The organism is Devosia sp., assembly GCF_017744655.1.
In the GTDB taxonomy this organism is placed as follows: domain Bacteria; phylum Pseudomonadota; class Alphaproteobacteria; order Rhizobiales; family Devosiaceae; genus Devosia.
On the sequence record NZ_JAGIAW010000011.1, the window covers coordinates 64,873 to 89,722 of the forward strand.

Here is a 24,850-nt window from a genome sequence, read left to right on the forward strand (position 1 = left end):
CTCGATTAAGACGAGTTTTTGCACTATCGGGGAATGTTAGCATTCGGCCATTAACCGAATATTATTGCTGATCTTCAGACAAAAATCCCGACCAGCGCTGGGCTGATCAGGATCAATATTGTTCGCAAACGACTGTTATTACTTAAAATTCATCCCAGTCTGCCGCGAGAGCCGTATTGCCGGCGTTCCGCGGAGCGGGCGCCCCGCCGCGTGGCGAAGCCGCGGCATACTTCTTCCTGGGTGCGCGAACACTTCCAGCGCAGTGGTCCTCGAGCCGGAAAATATCGACGATCCGGTCGAGTTCGCTGGCCTGTGCTTCGGTCTGCTCGATGGCGGCATTGGTTTCTTCCACCAGCGCCGCATTGTGCTGGGTCATCTCGTCCATCTGCCGTACGGCGGTCGAAATCTCCTCGATGGCGCCGGCCTGATCGCGACTATCGCGGGCAATGGCTTCGAGCGAGACAGTATTGTCGCGAATAGCCCCCAGCACCGACGCGAGCCTGTTCGCGGCCTCCTCTACGAGCCGCGATCCCGAGGCCACTTCGCCCGCGCTCTGCTCGATCAGCACCTTCACCTCAGCCGAGGCCTGGGCGGCCGATTGCGCGAGGCGCCGCACCTCCACCGCCACGACCGCAAAACCCTTGCCGGCATCGCCCGCCCGCGCCGCTTCCACCGAGGCATTGAGGGCAAGAAGATTGGTCTGGAAAGCGATGTCGTCAATCATGCCGATGATGTTGGAAATCTTGGCCGAAGACTGGGTGATCCGCTCCATGGCATGGGTCGCATCCTGCATGGCGAGCCCGCCCTGCTCGGCCGTGTCGGTCACCTGCGCCGCCTTGGCGCTGGCGTCACGAGCCCGTGCCGCATTGCCCATGACGGTGGTTGCCAACTGCTCCATGGCAGCAGAGGTTTCCTCGATGGTCGCCGCCTGCCGCGTCGTGCGCTCGCTGAGATCATTGGCGCCGGAGAGGATTTCCCCCGTTGCCGCCTTCAGCGCGCCCGATGTGGTGCGGAACTGGGTGACGATATCGGTCAGCTTCTCGGCCACAGCATTGATATCGATCTTGAGCTTGGCAAAGGCGCCGCGATGTTCGCCCCGCATGCGCTGGGTCAGATCGGTATTGGCCAGCGCATTGAGCACCATGCCAGTCTCACCGAGCCCGCGATCGACGCTCCCCACCAGCGTATTGACCGAATTGGCAAGGCCATTGAGTTCGGCATCGGGGAACTGCTCGGGCACGCGCCGCGAAAAATCCCCCTCGATGGCGGCGTCGACCACATCGCCAAAGGCGCGCTGCAAGTCGATCATCATAGCCTGACGCGCTTCAGAATCGCGAATGATGCGCGCCGCCTCCGCCTCGGTCATCTGCGCAACTTTCAGCCCACTCTCGCGAAAGACTTCCACGGCCCGCGCCATGGCGCCAATCTCGTTGCCGCGCTGCACATAGGGCACGTCGGTTTCGAACCGTCCCTCCGCAATCGCTCCCATGGCTGCCGCAATGCGCGGCAGCGGACGGGTGATGACGAGGCTCAGGAGATAGCCGAGAACGCCCAGCACCAGCGTCGTCACTACGGCAATGGTCAGCATCAGCACCATCATGCCCTGCACCGATTGCTCGATGGCCTCAAGCGTTTCCCCGACAAGGATCGCCCCGGCCACCGCACCGTCTTCCCGCACCACCGGATAATAGGCGGCATAATAGGTCTGCCCGCCAATCTGCTCTTCGCCCAGCCACGCACGCCCTTCCTTCATGGCGGCCATGACGGCGCCCTGCGGGTCCATGATCTGGCCCTTGAGGCTGGTGCCCGCTTCATCGGCCAGCGTCGTCGTATTGATCACCAGTTCCTTGGTGTCCTTGTCGGCAATGTAGATCGCCGTCTCACCCCCGGTGACGCGCGAAATGCCGTCGACCAGTTCGGTATCGAAGAAGGGCAGTAGCGCCCAGAGCGTCAGCTGGCCCAGCGCCCCGTCGTCTCCCCAATTGACCACGGTGCCGCCTGCCTTGTTGGTCGCCGCGGCGAAAATGGTCGCGGCGGTGCGCAGATTGGCTTCCTGGCGGTCGCGCCCCTGCTGCATCATCGTGCTGGAGAAGTTGAGGTAGATGCCGATCGCCACCACGGTAATCGAAACGACAATGGCTGTTGTCACCAAAGTCGCAATAATAAATCTCAGGCTTAGGCGCCCGAAAAAGGCGGATACAGACCGTGCCATTCTTGTCCCTCGGATGAGCAGCGTGGCGCGAATCTTATTGGAGTCAAATTTAATCAAGTATTACAATGATTTAGATCGCCGTCATTTTCATTTTTGCACCCTCGCGCTGAAAATGCGGCCAATGAAATCGACATCCACGGCAGGCTTTTTCAGAACGAACTCCCCAGACGAAAATGGGGAAGGCCCGTTTCCGAGCCTTCCCCACCTAGAGTGAAGTCTGAGAGCGTTTTATCTAGAACTCGCTCCAGTCGTCCGCTTTCACCGCCGCGCTGCCATGGCTGAGATAGGCTTTGGCAACCGACTTAAGCTTGTTCTGCAGGCCCCGCGCACCCTGAGACTGGGGTTCCGCAGGACGTGTGGCCGGAGCACTCTTGCGCCCGTCCGTCGCAAAGATATCGACGATCCCGTCAAGCTTAATGGCTTGCGCCTCCGTCTGCTCGATGGCCGCGTTCATCTCTTCCACCAGCGCCGCATTGTGCTGGGTCATTTCGTCCATCTGCCGCACCGCAGCATTGACCTCTTCGATGGACGAGGCCTGTTCGCGACTTTCCCTGGCAATGCCGTTCATCAGGTCATTGGACGAGCGCGCCGCTTCCAGCATGGCTGCGAGCTTCGAGGCCGCGTCGCTAACAAGCCGCGTACCGCCCTTCACCTCGGTGGCACTCTGCTCGATGAGCTGCTTCACATCCGAGGATGCGCTGGCCGCACTCTGGGCCAGACGCCGCACTTCCACGGCCACAACGGCAAAACCCTTGCCTGCCTCGCCGGCCCGCGCCGCTTCAACCGAAGCATTGAGAGCCAGCAAATTGGTCTGGAAGGCGATATCGTCGATCATGCCGATGATGTTTGAAATCTTGGCCGAAGATGCGGTGATCTTCTCCATGGCCTCCGTCGCCTGCGCCATCACCTGCCCGCCGACCTCGGCAGAATTCGTCACATCGCCCGCAGCCGCACTGGCTTCCTGCGCACGCTGCGCATTCTGCAGCACGGTAGCAGCAAGCTGTTCCATCGCCGCCGAGGTCTCTTCGATCGTCGCCGCCTGCTTGGTGGTGCGTTCGCTGAGATCATTGGCCCCGGAAAGGATTTCGCCGGTCGCCGTCTTCAAGGTTCCCGAAGTCGTCCGCAATTCGCCAACCACGTCGGTCAGGCGATCGGCCACCGCATTGACGTCCGACTTGAGCCGCGCAAAGGCGCCCTCATAGTCCCCTTCCATGCGATGGGTCAAATCGGTATTGGCCAGCGCCGAGAGCACGACGCCGGTTTCGCCCACGCCACGATCCACGGTTTCCACCAGACCATTGACCGAACGCGCCAGCGCATTGAGCTCATCATCCGGGAAATCGGCTTCCACGCGGCGCGAGAAATCCCCCGCAATGGCGGCATCCACCACATGCCCGAACGAGCGCTGCAATTTCTGCATCATGGCAGCGCGATCCGCCTGGCCGCGAATGATTGATGCCGCTTCTGCTTCCGTCATTTCCGCCATGCGCAACCCGTTCTGGCGGAACACTTCCACCGCCCGGGCCATGGCGCCGATTTCGTCGCCGCGATGACCGCCCGATACCTCGACGGCAAGATCGCCCTCGGCCAGCGTCTCCATCGTATGGGTCAGGCGCGAAATCGGCCGGCTGATCGAGCGGGCAAAGAAGAAGCCGAGCACTGCGGCAATGGCCAGCAGAACCCCGCCGACCAGCAGCGTCATGTTGCGCATGCTGACAACAGGCGCGAGCGCCTCGTCTTCGGGCTGCACCGCCGTCACCGCCCAGGTCACCCCGCCCACGCTGATGGGCTCGGCCCGCACCACCATGGGGGCACCGCGATAATCCGTGCTCATCCCCTCGCCGGTCTGGCCGGAGAAGGCTGCGGTCACCACGTCGGAGGTCAGCGCCGTGACGAGAACGTCGTCAGCCGCCGTCTTGGGCGATTCGCTGCGAAGGAGGCCATCCTGCCCCACCACCACGACTTCGCCGCTCTTGCCCATGCCCGAAAGCTCGGACACCCGGCTGCTCATCGCCGCAGGCGAAATCGCCAGCACCATGACGCCGGTATTTTCGTCCTTGTCGAAAACCGGCATGGCCATGAAACTTTGCGGCGTGCCGGTCGGGCCATAGACGGAGAAGTCGACAAAGGCGGCCGAACCATCCGGCATATCCTTGGCCGCCGTGAAGGCCTGGCCCAGGCCGGAAGCAGCCAGAACCGGGTCGGCGACGACATTGCCGGCAAAATCGATATTCTTGGCGACCGAATAGACGACGTCCCCGGTCGCGCTCACCAGCAGCACGTCGGAATAATCGCGCTCAAGTTTCAGCGTCCGGAAGCCGGGATGGAACCGCTTGTGCGGCGCGTCATAGGTCGCGCCCTTGCCATTGGCACTGTCGAGCGCCGAACGATCGTCCTGGTTCGGGTTTTCGGTGACGTAGGCGGTCTGCAATTGCAGCGCCGCGCGTTCCTTGAGCCCCATGCGCAATTCTTCGAGCGCACGCGTCAGGTTCTTCATCGCCGTGACCGTATCGGAGCGCTGCACGAAGAGCCGCAAATCCACCTCGGCGCTCGAAAAATACTCGCTCACCATGCTCGTCGCCGTGTTGAGCGAAGCCTGCATAGACTGGTCGCGCTGTTCCTCAACCGTGCCGAGGCCAATAAAATAGCTGGCAATGCCGACACCGGCACTCACCACCAGAGCCGAGCCAACCAAAGCCAATGGCAGTTTCTGCGCAATGCGCAGCTGCGGAATAAATCGCACCCTTGTTCCCCCCAAGCATGATCCGACCCAGCGGCTTTCAAGCCGGCCGCGTCCCAGCCAGCGACAGGCGCTGCGGGTCGGCAAATCTCCTTCCGCAATCGTTACATATTTAGGTTTAACCACTTATTACGGCGTCAAGGGACGTGAAAGCGGCCCGAAAAGCAAAGCGCCCGCAACCGGTTGGTTGCGAGCGCTTCAGGAACTGGTTTTGTCGCTAGCCGATCAGGTCAGCGCGCCGATCACGGCCTCGATACGCTTCTTCATGGTCGAAACGTCGAATGGCTTGATGATGTAGTTGTTGACACCAGCCGAAATAGCTTCCTTCACCTGCTCGGCGTCGGAACGCCCGGTCGCCATGATGAAGGGCATGGCCTGGGTGCGCGGATGCTTGCGGATCACCTTCAGAAGCGTCAGCCCGTCGATATCGTCCATGTTCCAGTCGGAAATGATGAGATCGACATTGGCGCCTTCGAGCTTGCCCAATGCATCGCGGCCGGACTTGGCCTCGATGATGTCCTTGAAGCCGAGTTGGTTGAGAATGTATTTACAGATGCCACGCATGGACTGCTGGTCATCAACGATGAGAACGCTGACAGCACTGGCTTTGGGCATGGACTCTATCTACCTCTTACTCGCCGGCGCCTAGGCTCCGGTATTCAAGATCATCCTAAGCGGGAGAGGTTACAATTCTCTCAATCGCACAGGGTGCATTGCAGCCTTGCCGTTAAGCTGCCGAACGCAAACGAACGAGCGCATTGGCCAGTTTGGCCGCGATCTGCTCAAGCGGCGCCTGCTCGACCACTGCGCCTTCCTCGAAGGCAACGCGCGGCATGCCATAGACGAGGGCCGAAGCCTGGCTCTGCCCCACCGTATAGGCGCCGGCATCGCGCATGAGTTTCAGGCCACGGGCCCCATCGCGGCCCATGCCCGTGAGAATGGCGCCAACCGCCATATGTCCCACCGCCTTGGCCACGGATTCGAACAGCACGTCGACGCTGGGACGATGGCCGCTGGTCAGCTCGTCCTGGCTCAACCGGCATTTCAGTTGCCCCGACGAGCGCTCGACGCGCAGGTGATAGTCGCCGCGCGCCACATAGGCATGGCCGCGCTCGAGCACCATGCGGTCCTCGGCTTCTACAACCTTGATGGCGCAGAGTTCGTCGAGACGTGCCGCAAAGCGGCCGGTAAAGCCGGCCGGCATATGCTGGGCAATGACGATGGGCGGGCAATCCGCCGGCATATTGGTCAGAACCGCGCGGATGGCTTCGACGCCACCTGTTGATGCACCGATGGCGATGAGAGCACCGTCGGGCGCCGCCGCCGTCTTGACCGCGGCCTTGGGCGTCTCGATCCGGGTTGCGGCGCCCCGCACGTCGGTGCGCGCCGCATCGCGAATCTTGTCGCGCAGGCTTGCGCCAAAGGCATCGAGCCCGCCGGCAAATTCGGCGCTGGGCTTGGCCACGAAATCAATGGCGCCCAGTTCGAGCGCCAGCAGCGTTTCGCTCGCGCCCTTCTTGGTCAGGGTCGACACCATCACCACTGGCATGGGCCGCAAGCGCATCAGCTTTTCGAGAAAATCGAGCCCGTTCATATTGGGCATTTCGATATCGAGCGTCACCACATCGGGGTTGAGCTGCTTGATCTTCTCGCGCGCTTCGATGGGATCGGTTGCCGTGCCGACGACATTGATGTCGCCATCGCGCGTCAGCATGCGGGTGAGCACCTCGCGAATGAGGGCCGAGTCGTCGACGACCAGAACCTTGATAGTCATGCTGCTTCTCGTTTGTTCATCCGCTTGGATTGATAGATGGTCTTGCCCACGAGGCGGAAACCCTCGCCACCCGACCCCAGATTTTCCGAATGGCCGATATAGAGGAAGCCTTCGGGAGCCAGGAGCTTGCCGAAGCGGCCGAAAACGGCGCCCTGCGTCGGCTTGTCGAAATAGATCGCCACATTGCGACAGAAGATGGCGTCGAACGGCCCCTTCATCGGCCATTCGGCGATGAGGTTGAGCGGCTTGAACGAGACCAGTTCGCGCGCCGCCTGCGGCACCTGCACTGTTCCGTCGCTGAGTTTCTGGAACGGCCGCGCCCGTTCGCCGCTAAGACCCGAAAGTTCGTTCTCGGGATAGATGCCGCGCGCCGCCTTGGCGATCACGGCCGTATCGATGTCAGTCGCCAGGATTTTGAAATCCCAGCGCTTGAGTTCGGGAAAGGCATTGAGCAGGTCCATGCCGATCGTATAGGGCTCCTGCCCCGTCGAACACCCGGCAGACCAGATGCGCAGGCGCTGGCCGCGCGGTCGCTCGCTCATCAGCGCGCCGACATAGGTCTTCAAATGATCGAAATGGTGATCTTCGCGATAAAAACGCGTGAGATTGGTCGTCAGCGCATTGACGAAGTCCTGCCCGTCGCTCGCCGAAGCACCCTTTTCGAGATAGTCGACATAGTCGTCGAAACTGGACAGGTCGAGCGCCCGCACGATCTTGGACAGGCGCGATACCACCAGGGTCCGCTTGGCGTCGCTAAGGGAAATGCCGGCAACCTTGTAGACGCGGCTTTTGATCCGCGAAAACTCGCGCTCGCTGAGGGAAATTTCTCCCTGTTCCATGAAACCTTCCCCGACTAACCAAGCCCTTGTCACAGAGCGGCAAGTTACCGTTCCGCGAGCATGGTCGCTTGTGCCGCGCCATGCTGTTGAGCGAAAGTCATTCTGGCCGGTTCATTCCTTAGATTGCGTAAATTCTGCCGGGAATGCCGGGCAATATTTGCGCGATGCGCCTTAGAAAAGTTCGATATCGTCGATGGGCGCCGGCACCACGACGCGGCGCTTGGCCAGCGCCAGTTCTTCCTTGGCGACATTGGCGCCGACATCGCTGTCGAGGCGCTTTACGAAAGCGCGGCCAGAATGGGGCTTGAAGAGCACGCGTCTGGCGAACATGCCGCCAAGATCTTCGCTCGAGGCCATATAGCCTTCGTCGGCGAGGAACTGGCGCACGAATTCGATATTCTTGGCCCCGACATCGTCGAGCGCCGAATTGATCTTGCCGCCGCCGAACACTTTGATCTCGAGGTTGGACTTCTTGCCCGACCCTTGCGAGAGCACCTTGTTGATCAACTGCTCCATGGCAAAGGCCCCGTAGCGGGCCGAGGCGCCATACCGATCCTTGGCCGAACCCGACTGCTCGGCGAGGAGAAAATGGTTCATCCCGCCGACATTGGCGACGCGATCCCTGACGCAGGCCGAGATGCACGAACCGAGCACGGTCGAGAACGTGACATCCTGAGCCGAAGAAACGTGGCAATCGCCCTGATGGACTGTAGTGACGATACCTCTGTCGAATTCAGGCGGCAGGGAGCTATTCTGGCCCATTTGTCTACGAATACCCGTCGAGTCCAATTGCTTCCGACCTTAGCTTTAACTCGTTAGCCAAACGCTAACCACGCCAAGCGGGGAGTCCCGATCTCGCCGCAACAGCAAGAAGCGGTTTAGAAATATTCGGATAATGTGGGCCGGTAGACCTGAGGTTATGCGTATGTCATTGCAGAAGCTGGCAAGAGAGCTCGACGAGACGGCCCGTCAGTCCGCCGCAATGCTGGAAGGGATCACCGAAGCCCTCGAACTCCTGACGGACTCGACGGCCGGTAAGGACGCATCCGTGCGCCAGGGCATGATGATGATCATCACCGCCCTCCAGGGCCAGGACCGCATCGAGCAGCGCTGCCGCAACATGGCCCTCGCCGCCCGCCAATTCTCCCTTCTGCCCCCAACGGCGCCCGAAAGCGTCTATGACGAAATCTGGCAGAGCCTCACCCTCGACGAACTCCGCGTCCCCGCCCTTTCCGGCGTCGCGGCCAACCAGGCACACGGCGAGATCGAACTGTTCTAGTTCGACGGTTTTCGACGCCATTTAGTCGTTCGATTTGCCTCAAGCCTGGCGGCGGAGCCCGTCAGGCAAGCAGCGGAACGTCACCCCTCCTCGCCCCTGAGGCGAAGAGGGCATTGAGGCCAGGCCTAGGCGAGCCTGGCGTCCAGCGTGACCTCAATGGCGCCCAGCGCCTTTGACACCGGACAATTGGCTTTCGCCTTTTCCGCCAGTTCCTGAAATTTGGCGTTGTCGATGCCGGGCACGGTTCCGACCAGGGTCAACGCGCTGCCGGTAATGCCGGTGCCGGGAATGAGCGTGACCGCCGCCTCGATATTGAGATTGGTAGCCGGGGTACCATTCTCTGCAAGGAAATGTCCAAGCTGCATCGCGAAGCACCCCGAATGTGCCGCGGCAATCAGCTCTTCCGGATTGGTGCCCGACTTGCCGCTCTCATCAACGAACCGCCCTTTATAGGTGTAGGGCAGCGCCGAGAATGCGCCACTCTGGACATCCAGGGTGCCCGTGCCTTCGACAAGTGTTCCTGCCCAGTTCGCAGTAGCCGTGCGCTTCATCGTGCTCTCCTCAGGTTGGATCCATGCACTTCATGGCAGCGCGAAGACTAGCAGTTGCGACCATGAAGCCCAAGCATCGACATGCGCAGGCAGTCCCACCAAACAGAAAGGGCGCCTTGCGGCGCCCTTGTCAAACTCATGCTCGTAAGCCTAGCCGTCGAGCTTGGCGCCATTGACCACGGCATGGAGGTCAATCAGGCCCACCATGCGACTGTCATGGGTGATGATGCCGTTGAGGAGTTCGGTGTCGATGGCATTGCCCTCGGGCACGTTGTGGATGTCTTCGCGGCTCACGGTCAGAATGTCGCTGACGGCGTCGACCAGGATGCCGACCCACTTGTCACCCACGCTCATCACCACCACGACATGGTTCTTGGTAGGCGAGGTCTGGCCATCGCCGAAGCGGGCGCGCAGATCGAAGATCGGCACGATGGTGCCGCGCAGGTTGATCACGCCGCGTACGAAATCGCGCGTGTTCGGCAGCGGGGTGGCACCGTTCCAGGCGCGGATTTCGCGCACCGTGGTGATCTCCACGCCATAGGTCTGCTCTCCGATGGAGAAGGCGATAAGTTGCAGGGTGTTCTGGCCAACGACGGCCGTTTTATCCCCATTGTCTTCGCGGAGGCTGAGCGCTTCCATTTTCCTGGCCTTTCTGCCGCCCTTCTGGGCCGGTTACACACTCTGAGCGGCTGACGCGCCGCGCGTTACTCGTACTCAGCGCGGCGTACCGCCACGCCCACTTGGCCAACTAGGCCGCGTTCTGGTGGATCTGATGGACACGCAGGCCCTGCACGTCGACGATCAGTGCGACATTGCCGTCGCCCAGGATCGTGCCGCCGGCAATGCCTTCGACCTGTTCGAAGTTCTCTTCGAGCGATTTGATGACCACCTGCTGCTGGCCGATGATGTCGTCGACGACCAGCGCCACCTTCTGGCTGCCCTCGCTTTCGCACAGCACCACGAAACGGTCGTCCGGCGCCTTGTTCGAATGCATGCCAAACCGCTGTGCTACGTCGATGACCTGCACATATTCGCCACGCACCTGCAGCACCTGTCCACCGGACGGCACGCGTTCGAAAATAGCGCCCGAGCACTGCATGGTTTCAACGATCGAGGAGAGCGGCACCACATAGGGCGACTCGCCAACCTTGACGAGCATGACGTCGAGCACTGCCAGCGTCAGCGGCAGACGCAAGGTCATGCGCGACCCCTTGCCGGTCCAGGAGCGGACATGCACCGAGCCGCCGATCTTCTTGATGTTGGAGAGCACCACGTCCATGCCGACGCCGCGGCCGGAAATGTCGCTGACCGCATCCGCCGTCGAGAAGCCCGGGGCGAAGATGAGCTGGTCAATCTGCTCGTCGGTCGGCGTGATGTCGGGCGCAACGAGGCCCTTGTCACGGGCAAGCTGCAACACGCGTTCGCGGTTGATGCCATTGCCGTCGTCTTCGACAATGATGAGGATATTGCCGCCGGCCTGTTCGGCCGAAAGGCGAATGGTGCCGATTTCGGACTTGCCGCGAGCCTTGCGCTTTTCCGGATCCTCGATGCCGTGGTCGGCCGAGTTGCGGATCATATGGGTCAGCGGATCGGAAAGCTGCTCGATGACGGTCTTGTCGATTTCGGTGTTTTCACCGATCGTCTCGAGCTTGATCTTCTTGCCGGTCTTGGTGGCGAGTTCACGCACGAGGCGCGGCATGCGCGAGAACACCGATTTCACCGGTTGCGCGCGGATGGCCATGACCGAATCCTGCAGGCCGCGCGTCGTCTGCGCCAGCACTTCGAGACCACGAACCAGTTCGGTGTAGCGAGCGCGCAGATTTTCATCCATCTGCTGGGTCAGCATGGACTGGGTGATCACCAGTTCCGAGACCATGTTGACCACGCGATCGACCTTGTCGAGATCGACGCGGATCGACTGCACGCCGGCGCTGCGATTGCCGCCCTCTTCGCCACCTTCGCCGCTGGCAGCGGGTTTTGGTGCGGCAGCGGGCTTGGGCGCTGCAACCGGCACGGGCCGGGGCGGCGCGGAAGCCGAGATTTCATTGGCAAGATCGGCAAAGCTGAGCGCCGGTTCCTCGGCGACAGGCTCTTCGGCAACCGGGGCGGCCGGAGCTTCGGCAACGAGGCGCACGGGAGCGGAGGCCACTTCGTCTTCAGTCAGCGCCATAAGATTCTCGTCGGCTTCGACAGGTTGTGCGACCGCGACAGGCGCAAGAGCCGGCGCAGCGACCGGCGGCGGAACGACGTGGCCCAACGGCACGACTTCGATGCTGCAATCGCCATCGACGAATTCGAAAACTTCGCGGATGGTTGCTTCCGTCAGGTCGGGTGCAAAGAGCGAGATTTCCCACGAGCAGTAGACGCCGAAGGGTTCGAAGTCGCTCAGCGGGGGAATGTCGGTCAGAATGGCGCGGACATTGATCTCACCCAGCGCTGCCAGTTCACGGAACAGCAGCAGCGGATCATTGGCGCGCGAATAGAGCTGACGATAGGGCGTAAACCGCACTTCCCAATGGCCCGGTTCGACCGGCATGGGCGGGGCTTCGAACGTATCGGGCTCGGCCGCAGCCGGGGCCTCGACGACTTCGTCGTCGGCGACAGCGAGTTCAACCCGGACCGGGGTGAATTCGATATCGAATTCCTCGATGATCTCGCCGCTCCACTCGTCTTCGTCGCCGCCGCGCTGACCGCGGGCAATGGCGTCGAAACGCTGCTTTTCTTCCTGGCCATAATCGGCGTCGAGCTCTTCGCCGCTCTGGGCCGCGTTGATATGGTCGGCGACGATATCATTGGCGCGGATGCAGAGATTGACCACGTCGTCGGTCATCTCGACGCGACCATCGCGAACATAGTCGAGCAGGGTTTCATAGGCATGGGCAAAGCCCACGAGCCCCGAGAACCCGAAGGCGCCGGCGCCGCCCTTGATCGAGTGGATGGCGCGGAACACGGCATTGAGCCGGTCGGCGTCGCGCTCGCCACCTTCGATCGCGGCAAACTGCTCTTCAAGCTCGTTCATGAGCTCGGAACATTCGTCGAAGTAAGTGGCCTTGAAGTCGTCTAGGTCGCTCATGGCGCCGTACCAGCCTTAGAAGAACGTATTAGTGGACCACGCGATGGATGACGCTGATCAGCTTGTCGGGGTCGAATGGCTTGACGATCCAGCCGGTACCGCCTGCGGCTTTGCCCTGGTCGCGCTTGTCCTGGCTCGTTTCCGTCGTGAGAATGAGGATCGGCAGGCTCTGGTACTGGCCGCTGGCCCGCACATTCTTGATGAATTCGATGCCGTCCATGACCGGCATGTTGATGTCGGTGATGACGACGTCGATATCGTGGCTCATCAGCACGTCGAGACCCTGCTTGCCGTCCTCGGCCTGCAGCACCTCAAAACCGGCATTGCTCAGGGTATGATGCAACATGGCCAGGATGGTTCTGGAATCATCCACAGTCAGTACGCGCAATGTCATGGTCTCATCATCCCTGAAAATTGTGCGCCAAGGCCCAATCGATCGATCGCGGCCAACATGGCGGCGCTCGGCGCGTCGACAGCAAATTCATTATGGTTACGGCGGGCGCTTTCCGCAGCGCTGATCAACATCAGCAGACCATTGGTCGACACGCGCTGCACCGCGCTTGCGACGACGGTCACCGCGCCATCTTCGACAGCGTCGATCAGCTTGTCACGAATCGCGTCCAGCGCGTCGAGGTCGATGACCTCTGGCAAGGCAATCGCGCTTGCTTCCTGATGTGCCATTTCGTGGCCAGCCCCCGGAGTTCTCTCCTTCGCCATATTCATCTGGAACGGTTTAAGAAGTGCTAATCGCCCGGAAGCCGGGGCTTAGCACCGTGCGACTTCCGGCGCGCTTGCCGCGGCGTGCAAGTGGCTGTAACGAGGCGGCAGTATCAGGACAACGCCATGACCACCAAGATCGCCCTGACCGGGCTCGCCCGTGACCTCGCCGCCCGCGCCGATGCGGGCAAGCCCATTCGCGTCGGCGTTATCGGCTCGGGCGAGATGGGCACCGATCTCGTCACCCAAATGAGCCTGATGAAGGGCGTGGAAATGGCTGCAATCGCCACCCGCCGGCCCCATACCGCGCTCACCGCCATGACCATCGCCTATGGCGACGATAGCCACGGCAAGGTGGTCGACACGCCCGCTGCCGCCACGGCCGCCATCGAACAGGGCAAGATCGCCGTCACCTCGGCCGAGACCCTGGTCACGACACCCAATATCGATGTCGTCATCGACGCCACCGGCAAGCCCGGCGTCGCCGCCGACTTCTCCCTGACCGCGATGGAACACGGCAAGCATCTGGTCATGATGAATGTCGAGGCTGACGTCACCATCGGGCCCTATTTGAAGGCCCAGGCTGATCGCCTCGGCGTCGTCTATTCCGTCGGCGCCGGCGACGAACCCTCGTCCTGCATGGAGCTGATCGAATTCGTCACCGCGCTCGGCCTCGATGTGGTCGCTGCCGGCAAGGGCAAGAACAATCCACTCAAACATGATGCCGTCCCCGACGACTATCGCGAGGAAGCCATCCGCCGGAACATGAACCCCCGCATGCTGGTGGAGTTCGTCGACGGTTCAAAAACCGCCGTCGAGATGACCGCCATCGCCAATGCCACCGGCTTGATGCCCGATATTCCAGGCATGCATGGCCCGGCGACCAATCGCGAGGACATGGCCAAGGTGCTCATCCCCAAGGCCGATGGCGGGATTCTGAATTCCTCGGGCGTCGTCGACTTCACCATCGGCAAGGGTGTAGCGCCCGGCGTCTTCGTGATCGTCAAAGCCGAACATCCGCGCATTATCGAGCGCATGGACGATCTCCATATCGGCCATGGCCCTTATTATGCATTCTTCCGGCCCTATCACCTGACAAGCCTTGAAGTGCCGCTCACCTGCGCGCGCATCGTGCTCTACGGCAAGCCCGACATGGTCCCCCTCCCCCGGCCCGTCGCCGAAGTCTGCGCTGTCGCCAAGCGCGACCTGCTGCCCGGCGAACCGCTCGATGCCATTGGCGAGACCTGCTACCGCTCCTATGCGATGAGGGCAAACGATGCCCGCGCTGCCGGCGCATTGCCGGTCGGCCTCCTCGAAGGCGGCAAGGTCACAGCCCCCATTGCCAAGGGCGCACTGCTTACGACAGCAAACTGCCAGCCCGACACGTCAACGCGCCTCTTCGCTCTGCGTCGGGAGCAGGACAAGATGTTGGACTACCTCTAGATTTTCGGAAGCGCGCCACATTCTGGTCGTGCTTGCCCCTAGAAATGTTGGGGATGCCTTTCCTCGGAGCCCGACATGCGACTGCTCGGCCTTTTCGTCCTCGCCATGCCCCTGCTGCCGCTGACCGTGGCCGCTGAGCCGGCAGTCAAGACGAAGGCCTTTGCCGATTGCGCGGCATTGGTCGCCACCATGTCCGAGATCATCGTGGGTTCGAAGAGCAGCGTGGAAGACGTCGATGGCGGTTGCCGGGCGACCAATGTCCGCTACGGCGTCTCCAGCTTCATGAATTACAGCATCGATGAGGTGACGCTGCTGAGCCCGAACCTCTTGGCAACTTTTCCGACCGGCGAGATTTTCGAAGCGGCCGAACTCGTGCTCAAGGGCGTCCGCCTCAAACCGGTGACCCATTCGCCGCTGCAGGATTATGTCCTCGCCCTTAACACCGTCGGCATGGACTTGCGGCTCGCCTACACGACCGATCCCGAAGCCCTGACCAGCCAAGCCGAGTTTGAGTTCAGCGCGGAGAAGCTGGGACGGTTTGCGGCGAAGGCTTTCCTTTCCGATTTCGACAACACCGATATCGACATCGACGACATCGCAGACGTTACGGGCAGGCTCCACCAGCTTGATTTCACGCTCGAAGACCGCGGCCTCTTCGTCGCAATCTTTGCCCCGGCCGTCCTCAATTGGTTTTTCGCCCCGGATGAAGACCCGACCAATGCGATCATGGTCATGCAGGAAAGCGCCGTGGCGATGCTCGCCGGCCTGCCCGAAACCACCATCTCGCCCGACTCCCTTGTCGCGCTCAGTACCCTGATCCGGGCCTTTCCCCGGCCCGAGGGCGATTGGCACCTGAGCTTTTCGAGCGAGAGGGGAATTTCCGTTGACGACCTCGAGGGGAACGAAGCCACCGTCATCGCCGCAATTCTCGCAGACGCGAAAATCGCGGCGACGGGTGAGCCTGCCCGCTAGCGCCTGCTAGATTCCCTTGATCGCAATCTTGCCCTTGCGGCCCGGTTCGCCGCTGGCGCGCACGGCTTCGGCAACCTCGCTGATCGGATAGGCCGCCTCAATATCGAGCACCAGCTTGCCGGCAACGGCATCGCGGACCAGTTCACCCAGCAATTCGCCAATCCGCTCGGGTTTGACCGGCGGCTTAGCGCCCCAGAAGCCCTTGACCGTGATATTGCGGAACAGCAATTCCCCGGCCGATATTTTCAGCGGCCGGCCAGTCATCGCGCCAAAACTAATGAGCTGTCCACCATCGGCCAGAATGCTCGAAAGCTGCGCCGCACCATCGCCGCCAAGCGACTCCACGCCGCGAATGATGGGCGCGCCACCGGTAACGGCCCGAACCTTCTCCTGCCAGCCGTCGCTTTCGGTTGCCACGACATCCTTGAAGCCCAGCGCAGCCATTTCTTCGACTGCCGCATCGCGGCGGACCAGACCCAATACCTTGACTCCCTTCTCGGCCGCGTACTGGCTGAGCAGCTTGCCCACCGCGCCATTGGCAGCATTGATGGCGATCCAGTCGCCCGCTTTTACATCAAGCGTATCGAGCAGCATCTTGGCTGAGAGCGGCATGGAAACAAGCTGGCAGGCTGTTTCGTCACTCACGCGGTCTGGCACTGGTACAAGCCGTGCTGCGGTGCCGACATAATATTCGGCCCAGGTCTTTTCTCCACCGCCGGCAACGCGCTGCCCAACCTTGAGATGGGTAACACCTTCGCCCAGCGCTTCGACAATGCCCACTGCTTCCGTGCCCGGCACGGCGGGAAGGCTCGGCTTGAACCCATATTGGCCGGCAATGGTCATCAGGTCATGATTGTGGACGGGTGACAGCACCATCTTGACCAGCACCTGGCCAGGGCTAGGCTGCGGTCGCTCCACATCTATCGTCTTGAGTACTTTTTCCGGCGTACCGAATTCGGAATAGATGGCGGTCTTCATGGCCGGCTCCTGTAAATTGCTATGTAGCAAAGATATGTCTCGCGCTTTGGTGTTCAAGCCCGGCTTGCCATCCCGAGCTGCATGAAATAATTGCTGACTAAATTATTCAGGATTAAAGCCATGACGACCGAAGCTCTCGATCCCCGTGCGCCGCAGCGCATTCGCCACGACACCAAATTGCGTTTGTTGACCGTCACCGCCGTCACCGACATTACCCCGCTCATGCGCCGGGTCCGTCTCACCGGCGATATGGAAGGCTTCGTTTCTCCCGGTCATGCCGATCATATCAAGGCTCTCTTCTTTCCTGAAGGCGTGACCCCGCTCCTGCCCGTCATCGGGCCCAATGGCGCCGAATTCGAGCCCGGCACCCGTCCCGAAATGCGCGACTACACGCCCCGCTACTGGGATGTCGCCGAAGGCTGGATCGAACTCGATTTCGTCCTCCATGGCGATGGCCCTGCCTCGAGCTGGGCTGCGGATGCGGTGCCGGGCAAGACCCTCGTCATCGGCGGGCCGCGCGGCTCCATGGTCGTCCCAACGACCTATGACTGGTACCTGCTCGTGGGCGACGAAACCGCCCTCCCCGCCATCGGCCGCCGCATCGAGGAACTGCCCGCAGGCGCATCGGTTGTCGCCGTGGTGGAAGTCGACTCCGCCGCCGAGGAACAGAGCTTTGAGACCAGGGCCGATCTCGACCTGATCTATGTGCACCGCAACGGCGCCGCAGCCGGCAGGACCACACTGCTCATCGACAAGGTCCGCTCGCTCGACCTGCCCAAGGGCGATGCCTATGCCTATATTGCGGGCGAAAGCGGCATGAGCAAGTCGGTCCGCCAGCACCTCACCGAAGAACGCGGCTTCAGTTCCGAATGGGTCAAGGCGGCCGGCTATTGGCTGCTCGGCACCGCCGACGCCCACGAGCCGCACTGAGCCTAAGGCCGGCCCATTAAGGCCGGCACTCGCTTACTTGGTTTTGGTCTTTCCCATTGCCGGCGCATTGGCTTCGGCCTGCAGCCGATCCATCAGCGCACGCCATTCTTCATAGGCCGCTTCCTGATCCGGCAGGGCTTCGCGCGAACCGCCGAGCTCGACCAGTTCACCCAGCACCACTTCGACATCAGGACCTTTTTCCTCGCAGGTCCCGGCCTCGTCGAGCGCGTTGAAGGCGGGGGTGTAGTAAGTGGTGTCGTAGTCGTCGGTGCTGAGCTTGAGCTGACCATAGGCGAGGAGATCCGCGGAATCAGTCAGCAACGACCAGTCCTCGTCGGTCACCTCATAACCCGCGCAATTGCTCGACACGACATTGGCGAGCACGACCCGCTCCAGAAATGCCTCGGCCTCGGCTCCCGAATAGGAGGTCAGATCGGGCAGCTGCACGAAAATCTTGCCATCGGCAGTCGCCTGCTGCGCTCCCATGGCAAGAAGCAGTCCCGATATCAGCGCTTTCTTGAGCATTTTGCATTCCCGATTGTTGGCTTCGCCCCGAAGGTACTGAGCTTCATGGAGAAATAACGGCAGAAGGACTATTGCGGCTGGCCGCCCACGAATTGAACCGCCCGCGCACCATTGGCGATGCCGCGCTCAAGGCACTCCTCGACTGCTTGCCCGTCCGTCAGCGCGGCAATGAAGCCGGCGGCGAAAGCGTCGCCTGCACCGGTCGAATCGACCACTTTCACGATCGGCGCGGCACGGCTGAAATCGACGCCATGCGCGCCGCCAACCGCGGCACCGAACTGCCCGCGCTTGATGACGACATGTTTGAACTGCGCGCCAAGGATGCGCATCTGCTCTTCAAAGCCAGCGACGCCCGCCAGCATTTCCGCTTCGCTTTCATTGGCAAAGAGCCAGTCGGCCGCGCCAACCCAGGCAAGGAACGTCTGCGGCCCGACTTCGTCGAGAAAGCCGATCGAGGCTGGGTCGATGGCAATCGAGATACTGCGTTTGCGCGCTCGACCCAGCAGCGACTGCACGACGGAGCGCGGCCCCGGCGCGAAGAAGCTGTAGCCGGAGACCAGCACCAGGCCCGTCCCATTGAGGAGGCTATCAGGCAGGTCTTCGGCGCAAAGATTGAGATTGGCGCCGCGATCGGTGAGGAAACTGCGCTCCCCGCTGGGATCGAGTATCGTCACCAGCACGCCCGAGCCCAATTGCGGATCGCCCGCCAGCATCGGTGTCACGTTGCGCAGGCGGAAGTGCCCCTCATGGCTCGCCTTGTCGACCATGCCAACCCGGGCAGCAAACACCACATCGGCCCCGGCCGCACCAAGCCACACGGCCTGATTGGCGCCCGAACCACCGGCACGGCTTTCGATCGCCGCCCGCCGGTCGGAGCCGAACACGATCGGCCCTTCCGGTTTGACGATGACGTCGGTCATCACGTCGCCGACGACGAGGACCCTTTTGCTCATGCGCGACGAACGGGTGCCTTGCCGGCCTGAAGATGCGCCAAGGCCACCGCGATCTGGCCGGCCACCAGCGCATTGTTCTTAACGAGCGCGATATTGGACACGAGCGACTTGCCATCCGTCAGCTCAAAAATCCGCTGCAACAGGAACGGCGTCATCGCCTTGCCTTTCACCCCCTTGGCGTCGGCGTCAGCCAGAGCCTGAGTGATGAAACCCTCGATGGCGCCCGCTTCCCAGGCATCGGCTTCCGGGATCGGGTTGGCAATCAGCACGCCGCCCATTTCGAGATCGGACTGGATGGCCAGCATCTTGGCCACACCCTCGGCATCGTCAAACCGGTGATCGACACCAAAGCCGCTTTCGCGCGCCCAGAAGGCCGGGAAATGGTCGGTACCGAAACCGAGGACCGGCACACCATTTGTCTCGAGCACTTCCAGCGTCTTGGCGATATCTAGGATCGACTTGGCACCGGCACAGATCACCGTCACCGGCGTCCGGCCCAGTTCTTCAAGATCGGCCGAAATATCAAAGCTGTCCTCGGCACCGCGATGCACACCGCCAATGCCGCCAGTGGCAAAGACCTTGATGCCCGCAAGCGCGGCGATCTGCATGGTCGTTGCAACGGTGGTCCCGGCCGTGGTCCCGCTTGCCAGCAGCGCCGCGACGTCACGACGGCTCGCCTTGGCCGCCTTATGGCCTTCGAGAGCAAGACGCTCGAGGTCTTCCCCGGCAAGACCGACGCACAGCCTTCCATCCATGATGGCAATGGTCGCGGGCACTGCGCCGGTTGCCCGCACCACGTCCTCGACTTCGTTGGCCATGGCGAGGTTCTGCGGATAGGGCATGCCATGGGTGATGATGGTGGATTCGAGCGCCACCACGGCCTTGCCTGCAGCGAGCGCCGCCTTCACGTCTGCCGATATTGAGAGATAGGCCTTGCCGCTCATCCGCGCCTCTTTCGAACTGTTCGTGGGCATATAGGTACGCCCCTTGTTGCCAGCGCTTTTGCGCTCGGGCAGTTCTCTGGTCAACCCCCGCAAAAACTTCTGTTTGTCCGTCTTGTCGCTCCCAAAAAATGACTTTAGTTTGCCTGTCGATCAGAGAGGGAAAGGGCACTTCGCTGACCAGGTCTTTTGTTGATGGCGCAACTCTTGCGCGTCGATATCAGCCCCATGCCGGGCCGATCACAGCGATAGTCCCGGGCGCCCTTCGGCGTCCCCTGAAGACGTGTTCCCAATTGTTCGCCAATTCTGTGCCGGGCACTCAAAGATGAGCGCCCGGGCCTGAGCCCTGCCATTCGAACCTCCCCTCCCCAAGAGGGGCTATGCCCCCGATTATTACTTGGAGCTTTGACGTTATGAACAAGACGCTCGCCCTCGCCTTTGGCGCCCTGGTGGCCGCAAGCCCCGCTCTGGCCCAGGAGGAACCGGTCCTCAACGTCTATAATTGGTCCGACTATATTGCCGAGGACACCATCGCCAATTTCGAGGCGGAGACCGGCATCAAGGTCAATTACGACGTCTACGACAATAACGAGATCGTCGACGCCAAGCTCCTTGCCGGTAATTCCGGCTATGACATCGTCGTTCCCTCGGGCAATTTCCTCGAACGCCAGATCAAGGCCGGCCTGATCCTGCCGCTCGACAAGTCCAAGCTGACCAATCTCGGCAATCTCGACCCGGCCGTCATGGCCACCGCCGCCGAGCAGGACCCGGACAACGCCCATGGCGTGCCCTACATGATCAACACCATCGGCCTCGGCTACAATGTGGCCAAGGTGACGGCCGCCCTCGGCCCCGATGCCGATCTTGAAAGCTGGGACCTCCTCTTCAAGCCTGAAGTCGTCGAGAAGCTCGCCGGTTGCGGCGTTGCCGTGCTCGACAGCCCCTCCGAGGTCACCGGCATTGCGCTCCACTATCTCGGCCTCGATCCGAATTCGGAGAGCGAGGAAGACCTCGCCAAGGCCGAGGAACTGCTCAATTCGATCAAGCCCTCGATCCGCTATTTCCATTCGAGCCAGTATATCGACGACCTCGGCAATGGCGAAATCTGCCTGGCGCTCGGCTATTCCGGCGACATCTTCATCGCTTCGGACGCTGCTGCCCAGGCCGGCCAGGGCAATGAAGTGACTTACCTCATCCCCAAGGAAGGCGCCGCGACGCTCTTTGACTTCCTGGCGATCCCGATCGATGCCCCGCATCCGGACAATGCCCACAAGTTCATCGACTATATCCTCAAGCCCGAAGTCGTGGCCGCGATCACCAACTACGTGTTCTACGCCAACCCGAACCTGCCGGCGCTCGAATTTGTCGACGAGGAAGTCAAGTCCAACCCGGGCATCTATCCGCCCGCCGAAACCATCGCCAAGGCATTCGTCATGAAGGCGCACTCGCCTGAATTCGAAGAGGTCTTGACCCGCACCTGGACCCGCATCAAAACCGGCCAGTAATTTTTCCGACAGGGGCGGCTTTCCGGCCGCCCCTTCACACTCCTCGGGTTCCGCCATGAAGAAGTCCCAGCAGCTCGCCGTCGACACCCGGCCATGGCGTGACACGGCCAATAACAAGCCGTTTGTCCGCATCAAGAACGTCACGAAGAAATTCGGCGACGTGCTGGCGGTGCACGATGTCTCGCTCGACATCTACCGCTCCGAACTCTTCTGCCTCCTCGGCGGTTCAGGCTCGGGCAAGTCGACGCTACTGCGCATGCTGGCCGGCTTCGAGCAGCCGACCTCGGGCACCATCGAGATCGATGGCCAGGACATGACCGAAGTCCCGCCCTATAATCGCCCGGTCAACATGATGTTCCAGTCCTATGCGCTCTTCCCGCATATGTCCGTCGAACAGAACATCGCTTATGGCCTCAAGCGCGACAATCTCCCCAAGGGTGAGATCAATGACCGCGTCGCCGAGCTTTTGAGCCTCGTCAAATTGCAGGACTATGGCCGCCGCAAGCCGCATCAGCTATCAGGTGGCCAGCGCCAGCGCGTCGCCCTCGCCCGCGCTCTCGCAAAACGTCCCAAACTTCTGCTGCTCGACGAGCCTTTGGGCGCATTGGACAAAAAGCTGCGCGAGGAAACCCAGTTCGAACTGGTGAAAATCCAGGAGAGCCTGGGCGTCACCTTCATCGTCGTGACCCACGACCAGGAAGAGGCGATGACCCTCGCCACCCGTATCGGCGTCATGAACCTTGGTGAAATCGCCATGGTGGGCGAGCCCACCGACATCTACGAATTCCCCAATTCGCGCTTTGTCGCCGGCTTCATCGGCTCGGCCAATATGGTCGAAGGCATTGTCACCGAGGACGAGCCGGGCCATGTGCGCATCCGTTCGAGCGAATTGGGCTGCGATATCTATGTCGGCCACGGCGTCGACTGCGCCCCCGAACAGATTTTGTGGTGGGCCATCCGCCCCGAAAAGATGTCGCTCAGCCGTGAAAAACCCCAGACGCCCCATGATGCCAATGTCACTTCGGGCATTGTAGAGGAGATCGCCTATCTCGGGGATATCTCTTTGTATCAGGTGGCTCTGGAGAGCGGCAAACGCATCCGCGTCAGCCAGACCAATTCGGTGCGCGGCAATCCCGATGCCATCACCTGGGACGAGAAGGTGTTTGTCACCTGGAGCGATAGTTCCGGCTCGGTGCTGACGGTATGATGATGGTTGTGGCATCCCCCTCACCCGTCTCGGCCTTCGGCCGATCCACCCTCTCCCCGATGGGGAGAGGAACAGTGGTGATCGCCTCTTGTTCTTCTCCCCATCGGGGAGAAGGTGGCGCGCAGCGCCGGATGAGGGGGAGCCTATGACCGCCACCCACACCCCCACCATTCCGCCGCCGCGGCGCTTGAAACCCTGGAACGCGGTTGAGCGTGGCCTTGCCAAGGTCGGCATTTCCGGCCGCATGCTGGTGCTGGCCGCGCCGGTGCTTTGGCTGCTGGTCTTCTTCCTCATTCCACTAGCCGTGGTTTTCGGCATTTCGCTTGCCACAAAACAGTTCGGCCGCCCGCCCTATTCGCCGCTTCTCACGACCGAAGAAGGCACGGTGCAGCTGACCCTGCACCTCAACAACTACATCCGCCTCTTCACAGACAATCTCTATATCGCGGCCTATCTGTCCTCGATCCGCATTGCCTTCATCTCGACGGTGATCACGCTCTTTGTCGGCTATCCCATGGCCTATGCCATTGCCCGCGCCCCCGACAAATGGCGCAATATCCTGCTTATGCTGGTGATCCTGCCCTTCTTCACCTCGTTCCTGCTGCGCGTCTATGCGCTGACCGGGTTCATGCGTGGCAACGGCGTCATCAATCAGTTTCTGGGCCTTTTCGGCATCGAACCGCTGGTGATGATGCAGACCGATTTCGCCGTCTATGTCGGCATCGTCTATACCTACCTGCCCTTCATGATCCTGCCGCTCTATACGACGCTCGTAAAACTCGACGTGTCGCTGTTTGAAGCCTCGGCCGATCTCGGCGCGCGGCCGCTGCGCACCTTCCTGTCGGTGACGCTACCCCTCTCGCTGCCGGGCATCATTGCCGGCTCCATGCTGGTCTTCATTCCCGCCATCGGCGAATATGTCATTCCCTCGCTGCTCGGGGGGCCGGAAACCCTGATGATCGGCCGCGTGCTCTGGGACGAATTTTTTACCGCCGCCAACTGGCCGCGGGCCGCCGCCGTGGCCGTGGCCATGCTCCTGGCCGTGGTGGTTCCGATCATGCTGTTGCAGCGCGCCCAGAGCGCCGTGGTGGAGAGATAAGATGCGTCGCGGCTGGTTCCTCCCCATCGCAGCGGCTTTGGGCTTTTCGTTCCTTTATGCGCCCATCGTTTCACTGGTGATCTTCTCCTTCAATGAGAGCCGCCTCGTCACCGTCTGGTCGGGCTTTTCGACCAAGTGGTATGGCGAACTGTTCCGCGATCCGCAGATGCTGGGCGCTGCCTGGCTGAGCCTGCAGATCGCCGCCATTGCCGCGACCATCGCGCTTGTCCTCGGCACATTGGCGGCCGTGGCCCTGGTGCGCTTCCGCCGCTTCAAGGGCCGGACGCTGTTTTCCGGCATGGTTTCCGCCCCGCTCGTCATGCCCGATGTGATCACCGGTCTTTCCCTGCTGTTGCTCTTTGTTGCCATGGAGGGGTTTTTGGGCTGGCCGCGCGGCCGCGGCATGCTGACCATCGTCATCGCCCACGCCACTTTCTGCACCGCCTATGTCTGCGTCGTGGTGCAATCGCGGCTGTCGGATTTTGATCGCAGCCTCGAAGAGGCGGCGATGGACCTTGGCGCGAGCCCGGTTCGCACCTTTTTCGACATCACCCTGCCGATCATCGCCCCGGCGCTGGTTTCGGGCTGGCTCCTCGGCTTTACGCTCTCGCTCGACGATCTCGTTATCGCCAGCTTCGTTTCGGGCCCCGGCTCGTCGACACTGCCCATGGTGATCTTTTCCAAGGTCCGCCTCGGGGTTTCGCCAGACGTCAATGCGCTGGCGACCATCATCATCGGCCTCGTGGCGACCGGCGTGCTCATCGCCACCATCATCCAACTGCGCTCAAAGCCCAAAAAGGCCAAGGCCTGAACATCTCGGGGTTGTCACCCCGGCGAAGGCCGGGGCCCAACGCCTGATCTCAAGATGGGCCCCGGCCTTCGCCGGGGTGACAGCGGGTTAATGAGGCGCTATCTGCGCACCTGCTCAGGCCCGCCCAGCACAAAAGTCCGCCCGGCCTTTTGGCTTGCGGTTGCACGGTCGCTACGCCCTTTGGGCGCACGGTGAAAAGCGGCTTTCGCCCCGAAAATGTAAAAATAGAAGAGGCGAAAGCCGCTTCCCACGATCGGGATTTTTTGCGCACGCCTCGAGCAGCCCCCTTTTGGGGTTTTGC

Annotated in this window: 24 protein-coding genes; 8 read left to right on the plus strand and 16 right to left on the minus strand. The window is 61.5% G+C overall.

Features of this window, described 5'->3' with window-relative positions; genetic code table 11:
* Positions 1-142 precede the first annotated feature (142 nt).
* The 6 genes from J7557_RS18995 to J7557_RS19020 all read right to left on the minus strand — a co-directional run bounded on the left by J7557_RS18995 (position 143) and on the right by J7557_RS19020 (position 8,327).
* Positions 143-2,149 carry a methyl-accepting chemotaxis protein gene (locus J7557_RS18995; RefSeq protein ID WP_291421597.1) on the minus strand — a complete coding sequence of 669 codons (2,007 nt, stop codon included), beginning with the start codon at positions 2,147-2,149 and terminating at the stop codon, positions 143-145.
* 295 nt (positions 2,150-2,444) lie between these two features.
* On the minus strand, positions 2,445-4,955 hold the full coding sequence (locus J7557_RS19000) for a methyl-accepting chemotaxis protein (RefSeq protein ID WP_291421598.1): 2,511 nt from the start codon (positions 4,953-4,955) through the stop codon (positions 2,445-2,447).
* 222 nt (positions 4,956-5,177) lie between these two features.
* The gene (locus J7557_RS19005; protein WP_035085417.1) at positions 5,178-5,567 is read right to left on the minus strand and encodes a response regulator; all 390 of its coding nucleotides are present in this window, start codon (positions 5,565-5,567) and stop codon (positions 5,178-5,180) included.
* 112 nt (positions 5,568-5,679) lie between these two features.
* Positions 5,680-6,726 (minus strand): chemotaxis response regulator protein-glutamate methylesterase, encoded by a 1,047-nt coding sequence (locus tag J7557_RS19010; protein ID WP_291421599.1) that lies wholly within the window; start codon positions 6,724-6,726, stop codon positions 5,680-5,682.
* On the minus strand, positions 6,723-7,565 hold the full coding sequence (locus J7557_RS19015; RefSeq protein ID WP_035085419.1) for a protein-glutamate O-methyltransferase CheR: 843 nt from the start codon (positions 7,563-7,565) through the stop codon (positions 6,723-6,725). The genes J7557_RS19010 and J7557_RS19015 overlap by 4 nt, the downstream gene beginning before the upstream one ends.
* Positions 7,566-7,736: 171 nt before the next feature.
* A complete protein-coding gene (locus tag J7557_RS19020; RefSeq protein WP_291421600.1) occupies positions 7,737-8,327 on the minus strand; it encodes a chemotaxis protein CheD in 591 nt (196 codons plus the stop codon).
* A 163-nt stretch (positions 8,328-8,490) separates the two neighbouring features.
* Here J7557_RS19020 and J7557_RS19025 point away from each other — a divergent pair, with 163 nt between their 5' ends.
* Positions 8,491-8,844 (plus strand): hypothetical protein, encoded by a 354-nt coding sequence (locus J7557_RS19025; protein ID WP_152565894.1) that lies wholly within the window; start codon positions 8,491-8,493, stop codon positions 8,842-8,844.
* Positions 8,845-8,969: 125 nt separating this feature from the next.
* Here J7557_RS19025 and J7557_RS19030 read toward each other — a convergent pair whose 3' ends face one another.
* The 5 genes from J7557_RS19030 to J7557_RS19050 all read right to left on the minus strand — a co-directional run bounded on the left by J7557_RS19030 (position 8,970) and on the right by J7557_RS19050 (position 13,149).
* Positions 8,970-9,395 carry an OsmC family protein gene (locus J7557_RS19030; protein WP_291421603.1) on the minus strand — a complete coding sequence of 142 codons (426 nt, stop codon included), beginning with the start codon at positions 9,393-9,395 and terminating at the stop codon, positions 8,970-8,972.
* Positions 9,396-9,545: 150 nt separating this feature from the next.
* Positions 9,546-10,034, minus strand: coding sequence for a chemotaxis protein CheW (locus J7557_RS19035; RefSeq protein WP_035085422.1), 489 nt, complete (start codon positions 10,032-10,034; stop codon positions 9,546-9,548).
* A 109-nt stretch (positions 10,035-10,143) separates the two neighbouring features.
* Positions 10,144-12,468: a chemotaxis protein CheA gene (locus tag J7557_RS19040; RefSeq protein ID WP_291421605.1), complete on the minus strand. Its 2,325-nt coding sequence runs from the start codon at positions 12,466-12,468 to the stop codon at positions 10,144-10,146.
* A 28-nt stretch (positions 12,469-12,496) separates the two neighbouring features.
* Positions 12,497-12,862: a response regulator gene (locus tag J7557_RS19045; protein ID WP_035085423.1), complete on the minus strand. Its 366-nt coding sequence runs from the start codon at positions 12,860-12,862 to the stop codon at positions 12,497-12,499.
* Positions 12,859-13,149 (minus strand): STAS domain-containing protein, encoded by a 291-nt coding sequence (locus J7557_RS19050; RefSeq protein WP_291421606.1) that lies wholly within the window; start codon positions 13,147-13,149, stop codon positions 12,859-12,861. The genes J7557_RS19045 and J7557_RS19050 overlap by 4 nt, the downstream gene beginning before the upstream one ends.
* A 162-nt stretch (positions 13,150-13,311) precedes the next feature.
* Between J7557_RS19050 and J7557_RS19055 the strand changes: the two genes are divergently transcribed.
* Together J7557_RS19055 and J7557_RS19060 are read left to right on the plus strand one after the other, a co-directional pair.
* The gene (locus J7557_RS19055) at positions 13,312-14,628 is read left to right on the plus strand and encodes a homoserine dehydrogenase (RefSeq protein ID WP_291421608.1); all 1,317 of its coding nucleotides are present in this window, start codon (positions 13,312-13,314) and stop codon (positions 14,626-14,628) included.
* 75 nt (positions 14,629-14,703) lie between these two features.
* A complete protein-coding gene (locus tag J7557_RS19060; RefSeq protein WP_291421609.1) occupies positions 14,704-15,600 on the plus strand; it encodes a hypothetical protein in 897 nt (298 codons plus the stop codon).
* Positions 15,601-15,606: 6 nt separating this feature from the next.
* Here J7557_RS19060 and J7557_RS19065 read toward each other — a convergent pair whose 3' ends face one another.
* Entirely contained in the window at positions 15,607-16,578 is a 972-nt protein-coding gene (locus tag J7557_RS19065; RefSeq protein WP_291421611.1) for a zinc-binding dehydrogenase, read from the minus strand.
* 120 nt (positions 16,579-16,698) lie between these two features.
* Here J7557_RS19065 and J7557_RS19070 point away from each other — a divergent pair, with 120 nt between their 5' ends.
* A complete protein-coding gene (locus J7557_RS19070) occupies positions 16,699-17,508 on the plus strand; it encodes a siderophore-interacting protein (protein ID WP_291421613.1) in 810 nt (269 codons plus the stop codon).
* Between the two features lie 33 nt (positions 17,509-17,541).
* Here J7557_RS19070 and J7557_RS19075 read toward each other — a convergent pair whose 3' ends face one another.
* The 3 genes from J7557_RS19075 to J7557_RS19085 form a co-directional block, all read right to left on the minus strand.
* Complete coding sequence (locus J7557_RS19075; protein WP_291421615.1) at positions 17,542-18,033, minus strand: hypothetical protein; 492 nt, start codon at positions 18,031-18,033, stop codon at positions 17,542-17,544.
* A gap of 68 nt (positions 18,034-18,101) precedes the next feature.
* Positions 18,102-18,986 carry a carbohydrate kinase family protein gene (locus J7557_RS19080; protein ID WP_291421617.1) on the minus strand — a complete coding sequence of 295 codons (885 nt, stop codon included), beginning with the start codon at positions 18,984-18,986 and terminating at the stop codon, positions 18,102-18,104.
* Positions 18,983-19,960 (minus strand): pseudouridine-5'-phosphate glycosidase, encoded by a 978-nt coding sequence (locus tag J7557_RS19085; RefSeq protein WP_291421619.1) that lies wholly within the window; start codon positions 19,958-19,960, stop codon positions 18,983-18,985. The genes J7557_RS19080 and J7557_RS19085 overlap by 4 nt, the downstream gene beginning before the upstream one ends.
* Positions 19,961-20,340: 380 nt before the next feature.
* Here J7557_RS19085 and J7557_RS19090 point away from each other — a divergent pair, with 380 nt between their 5' ends.
* From J7557_RS19090 to J7557_RS19105, 4 genes are all read left to right on the plus strand, one after another.
* A complete protein-coding gene (locus J7557_RS19090; RefSeq protein ID WP_291421622.1) occupies positions 20,341-21,432 on the plus strand; it encodes a polyamine ABC transporter substrate-binding protein in 1,092 nt (363 codons plus the stop codon).
* Positions 21,433-21,487: 55 nt separating this feature from the next.
* A complete protein-coding gene (locus J7557_RS19095) occupies positions 21,488-22,639 on the plus strand; it encodes a polyamine ABC transporter ATP-binding protein (RefSeq protein WP_291421624.1) in 1,152 nt (383 codons plus the stop codon).
* Positions 22,640-22,883: 244 nt separating this feature from the next.
* Positions 22,884-23,738 carry an ABC transporter permease subunit gene (locus J7557_RS19100; protein WP_291421635.1) on the plus strand — a complete coding sequence of 285 codons (855 nt, stop codon included), beginning with the start codon at positions 22,884-22,886 and terminating at the stop codon, positions 23,736-23,738.
* Between the two features lies 1 nt (position 23,739).
* Entirely contained in the window at positions 23,740-24,549 is an 810-nt protein-coding gene (locus tag J7557_RS19105) for an ABC transporter permease subunit (protein WP_035085439.1), read from the plus strand.
* 98 nt (positions 24,550-24,647) lie between these two features.
* Here the strand turns inward: J7557_RS19105 and J7557_RS19110 are convergent.
* Positions 24,648-24,850: hypothetical protein (locus J7557_RS19110; RefSeq protein ID WP_291421627.1), on the minus strand; the 203-nt coding region annotated here is incomplete at its 5' end.

Coding starts and splice junctions, on each gene's coding strand:
- J7557_RS19005 (WP_035085417.1), bottom strand. CDS start 5,567: ATGCCCAAAGCCAGTGCTGTCAGCGTTCTCATCGTTGATGACCAGCAG.
- J7557_RS19010 (WP_291421599.1), bottom strand. CDS start 6,726: ATGACTATCAAGGTTCTGGTCGTCGACGACTCGGCCCTCATTCGCGAG.
- J7557_RS19015 (WP_035085419.1), bottom strand. CDS start 7,565: ATGGAACAGGGAGAAATTTCCCTCAGCGAGCGCGAGTTTTCGCGGATC.
- J7557_RS19020 (WP_291421600.1), bottom strand. CDS start 8,327: ATGGGCCAGAATAGCTCCCTGCCGCCTGAATTCGACAGAGGTATCGTC.
- J7557_RS19025 (WP_152565894.1), top strand. CDS start 8,491: ATGTCATTGCAGAAGCTGGCAAGAGAGCTCGACGAGACGGCCCGTCAG.
- J7557_RS19030 (WP_291421603.1), bottom strand. CDS start 9,395: ATGAAGCGCACGGCTACTGCGAACTGGGCAGGAACACTTGTCGAAGGC.
- J7557_RS19035 (WP_035085422.1), bottom strand. CDS start 10,034: ATGGAAGCGCTCAGCCTCCGCGAAGACAATGGGGATAAAACGGCCGTC.
- J7557_RS19040 (WP_291421605.1), bottom strand. CDS start 12,468: ATGAGCGACCTAGACGACTTCAAGGCCACTTACTTCGACGAATGTTCC.
- J7557_RS19045 (WP_035085423.1), bottom strand. CDS start 12,862: ATGACATTGCGCGTACTGACTGTGGATGATTCCAGAACCATCCTGGCC.
- J7557_RS19050 (WP_291421606.1), bottom strand. CDS start 13,149: ATGGCACATCAGGAAGCAAGCGCGATTGCCTTGCCAGAGGTCATCGAC.
- J7557_RS19055 (WP_291421608.1), top strand. CDS start 13,312: ATGACCACCAAGATCGCCCTGACCGGGCTCGCCCGTGACCTCGCCGCC.
- J7557_RS19060 (WP_291421609.1), top strand. CDS start 14,704: ATGCGACTGCTCGGCCTTTTCGTCCTCGCCATGCCCCTGCTGCCGCTG.
- J7557_RS19065 (WP_291421611.1), bottom strand. CDS start 16,578: ATGAAGACCGCCATCTATTCCGAATTCGGTACGCCGGAAAAAGTACTC.
- J7557_RS19070 (WP_291421613.1), top strand. CDS start 16,699: ATGACGACCGAAGCTCTCGATCCCCGTGCGCCGCAGCGCATTCGCCAC.
- J7557_RS19075 (WP_291421615.1), bottom strand. CDS start 18,033: ATGCTCAAGAAAGCGCTGATATCGGGACTGCTTCTTGCCATGGGAGCG.
- J7557_RS19080 (WP_291421617.1), bottom strand. CDS start 18,986: ATGAGCAAAAGGGTCCTCGTCGTCGGCGACGTGATGACCGACGTCATC.
- J7557_RS19085 (WP_291421619.1), bottom strand. CDS start 19,960: ATGCCCACGAACAGTTCGAAAGAGGCGCGGATGAGCGGCAAGGCCTAT.
- J7557_RS19090 (WP_291421622.1), top strand. CDS start 20,341: ATGAACAAGACGCTCGCCCTCGCCTTTGGCGCCCTGGTGGCCGCAAGC.
- J7557_RS19095 (WP_291421624.1), top strand. CDS start 21,488: ATGAAGAAGTCCCAGCAGCTCGCCGTCGACACCCGGCCATGGCGTGAC.
- J7557_RS19100 (WP_291421635.1), top strand. CDS start 22,884: ATGCTGGTGCTGGCCGCGCCGGTGCTTTGGCTGCTGGTCTTCTTCCTC.
- J7557_RS19105 (WP_035085439.1), top strand. CDS start 23,740: ATGCGTCGCGGCTGGTTCCTCCCCATCGCAGCGGCTTTGGGCTTTTCG.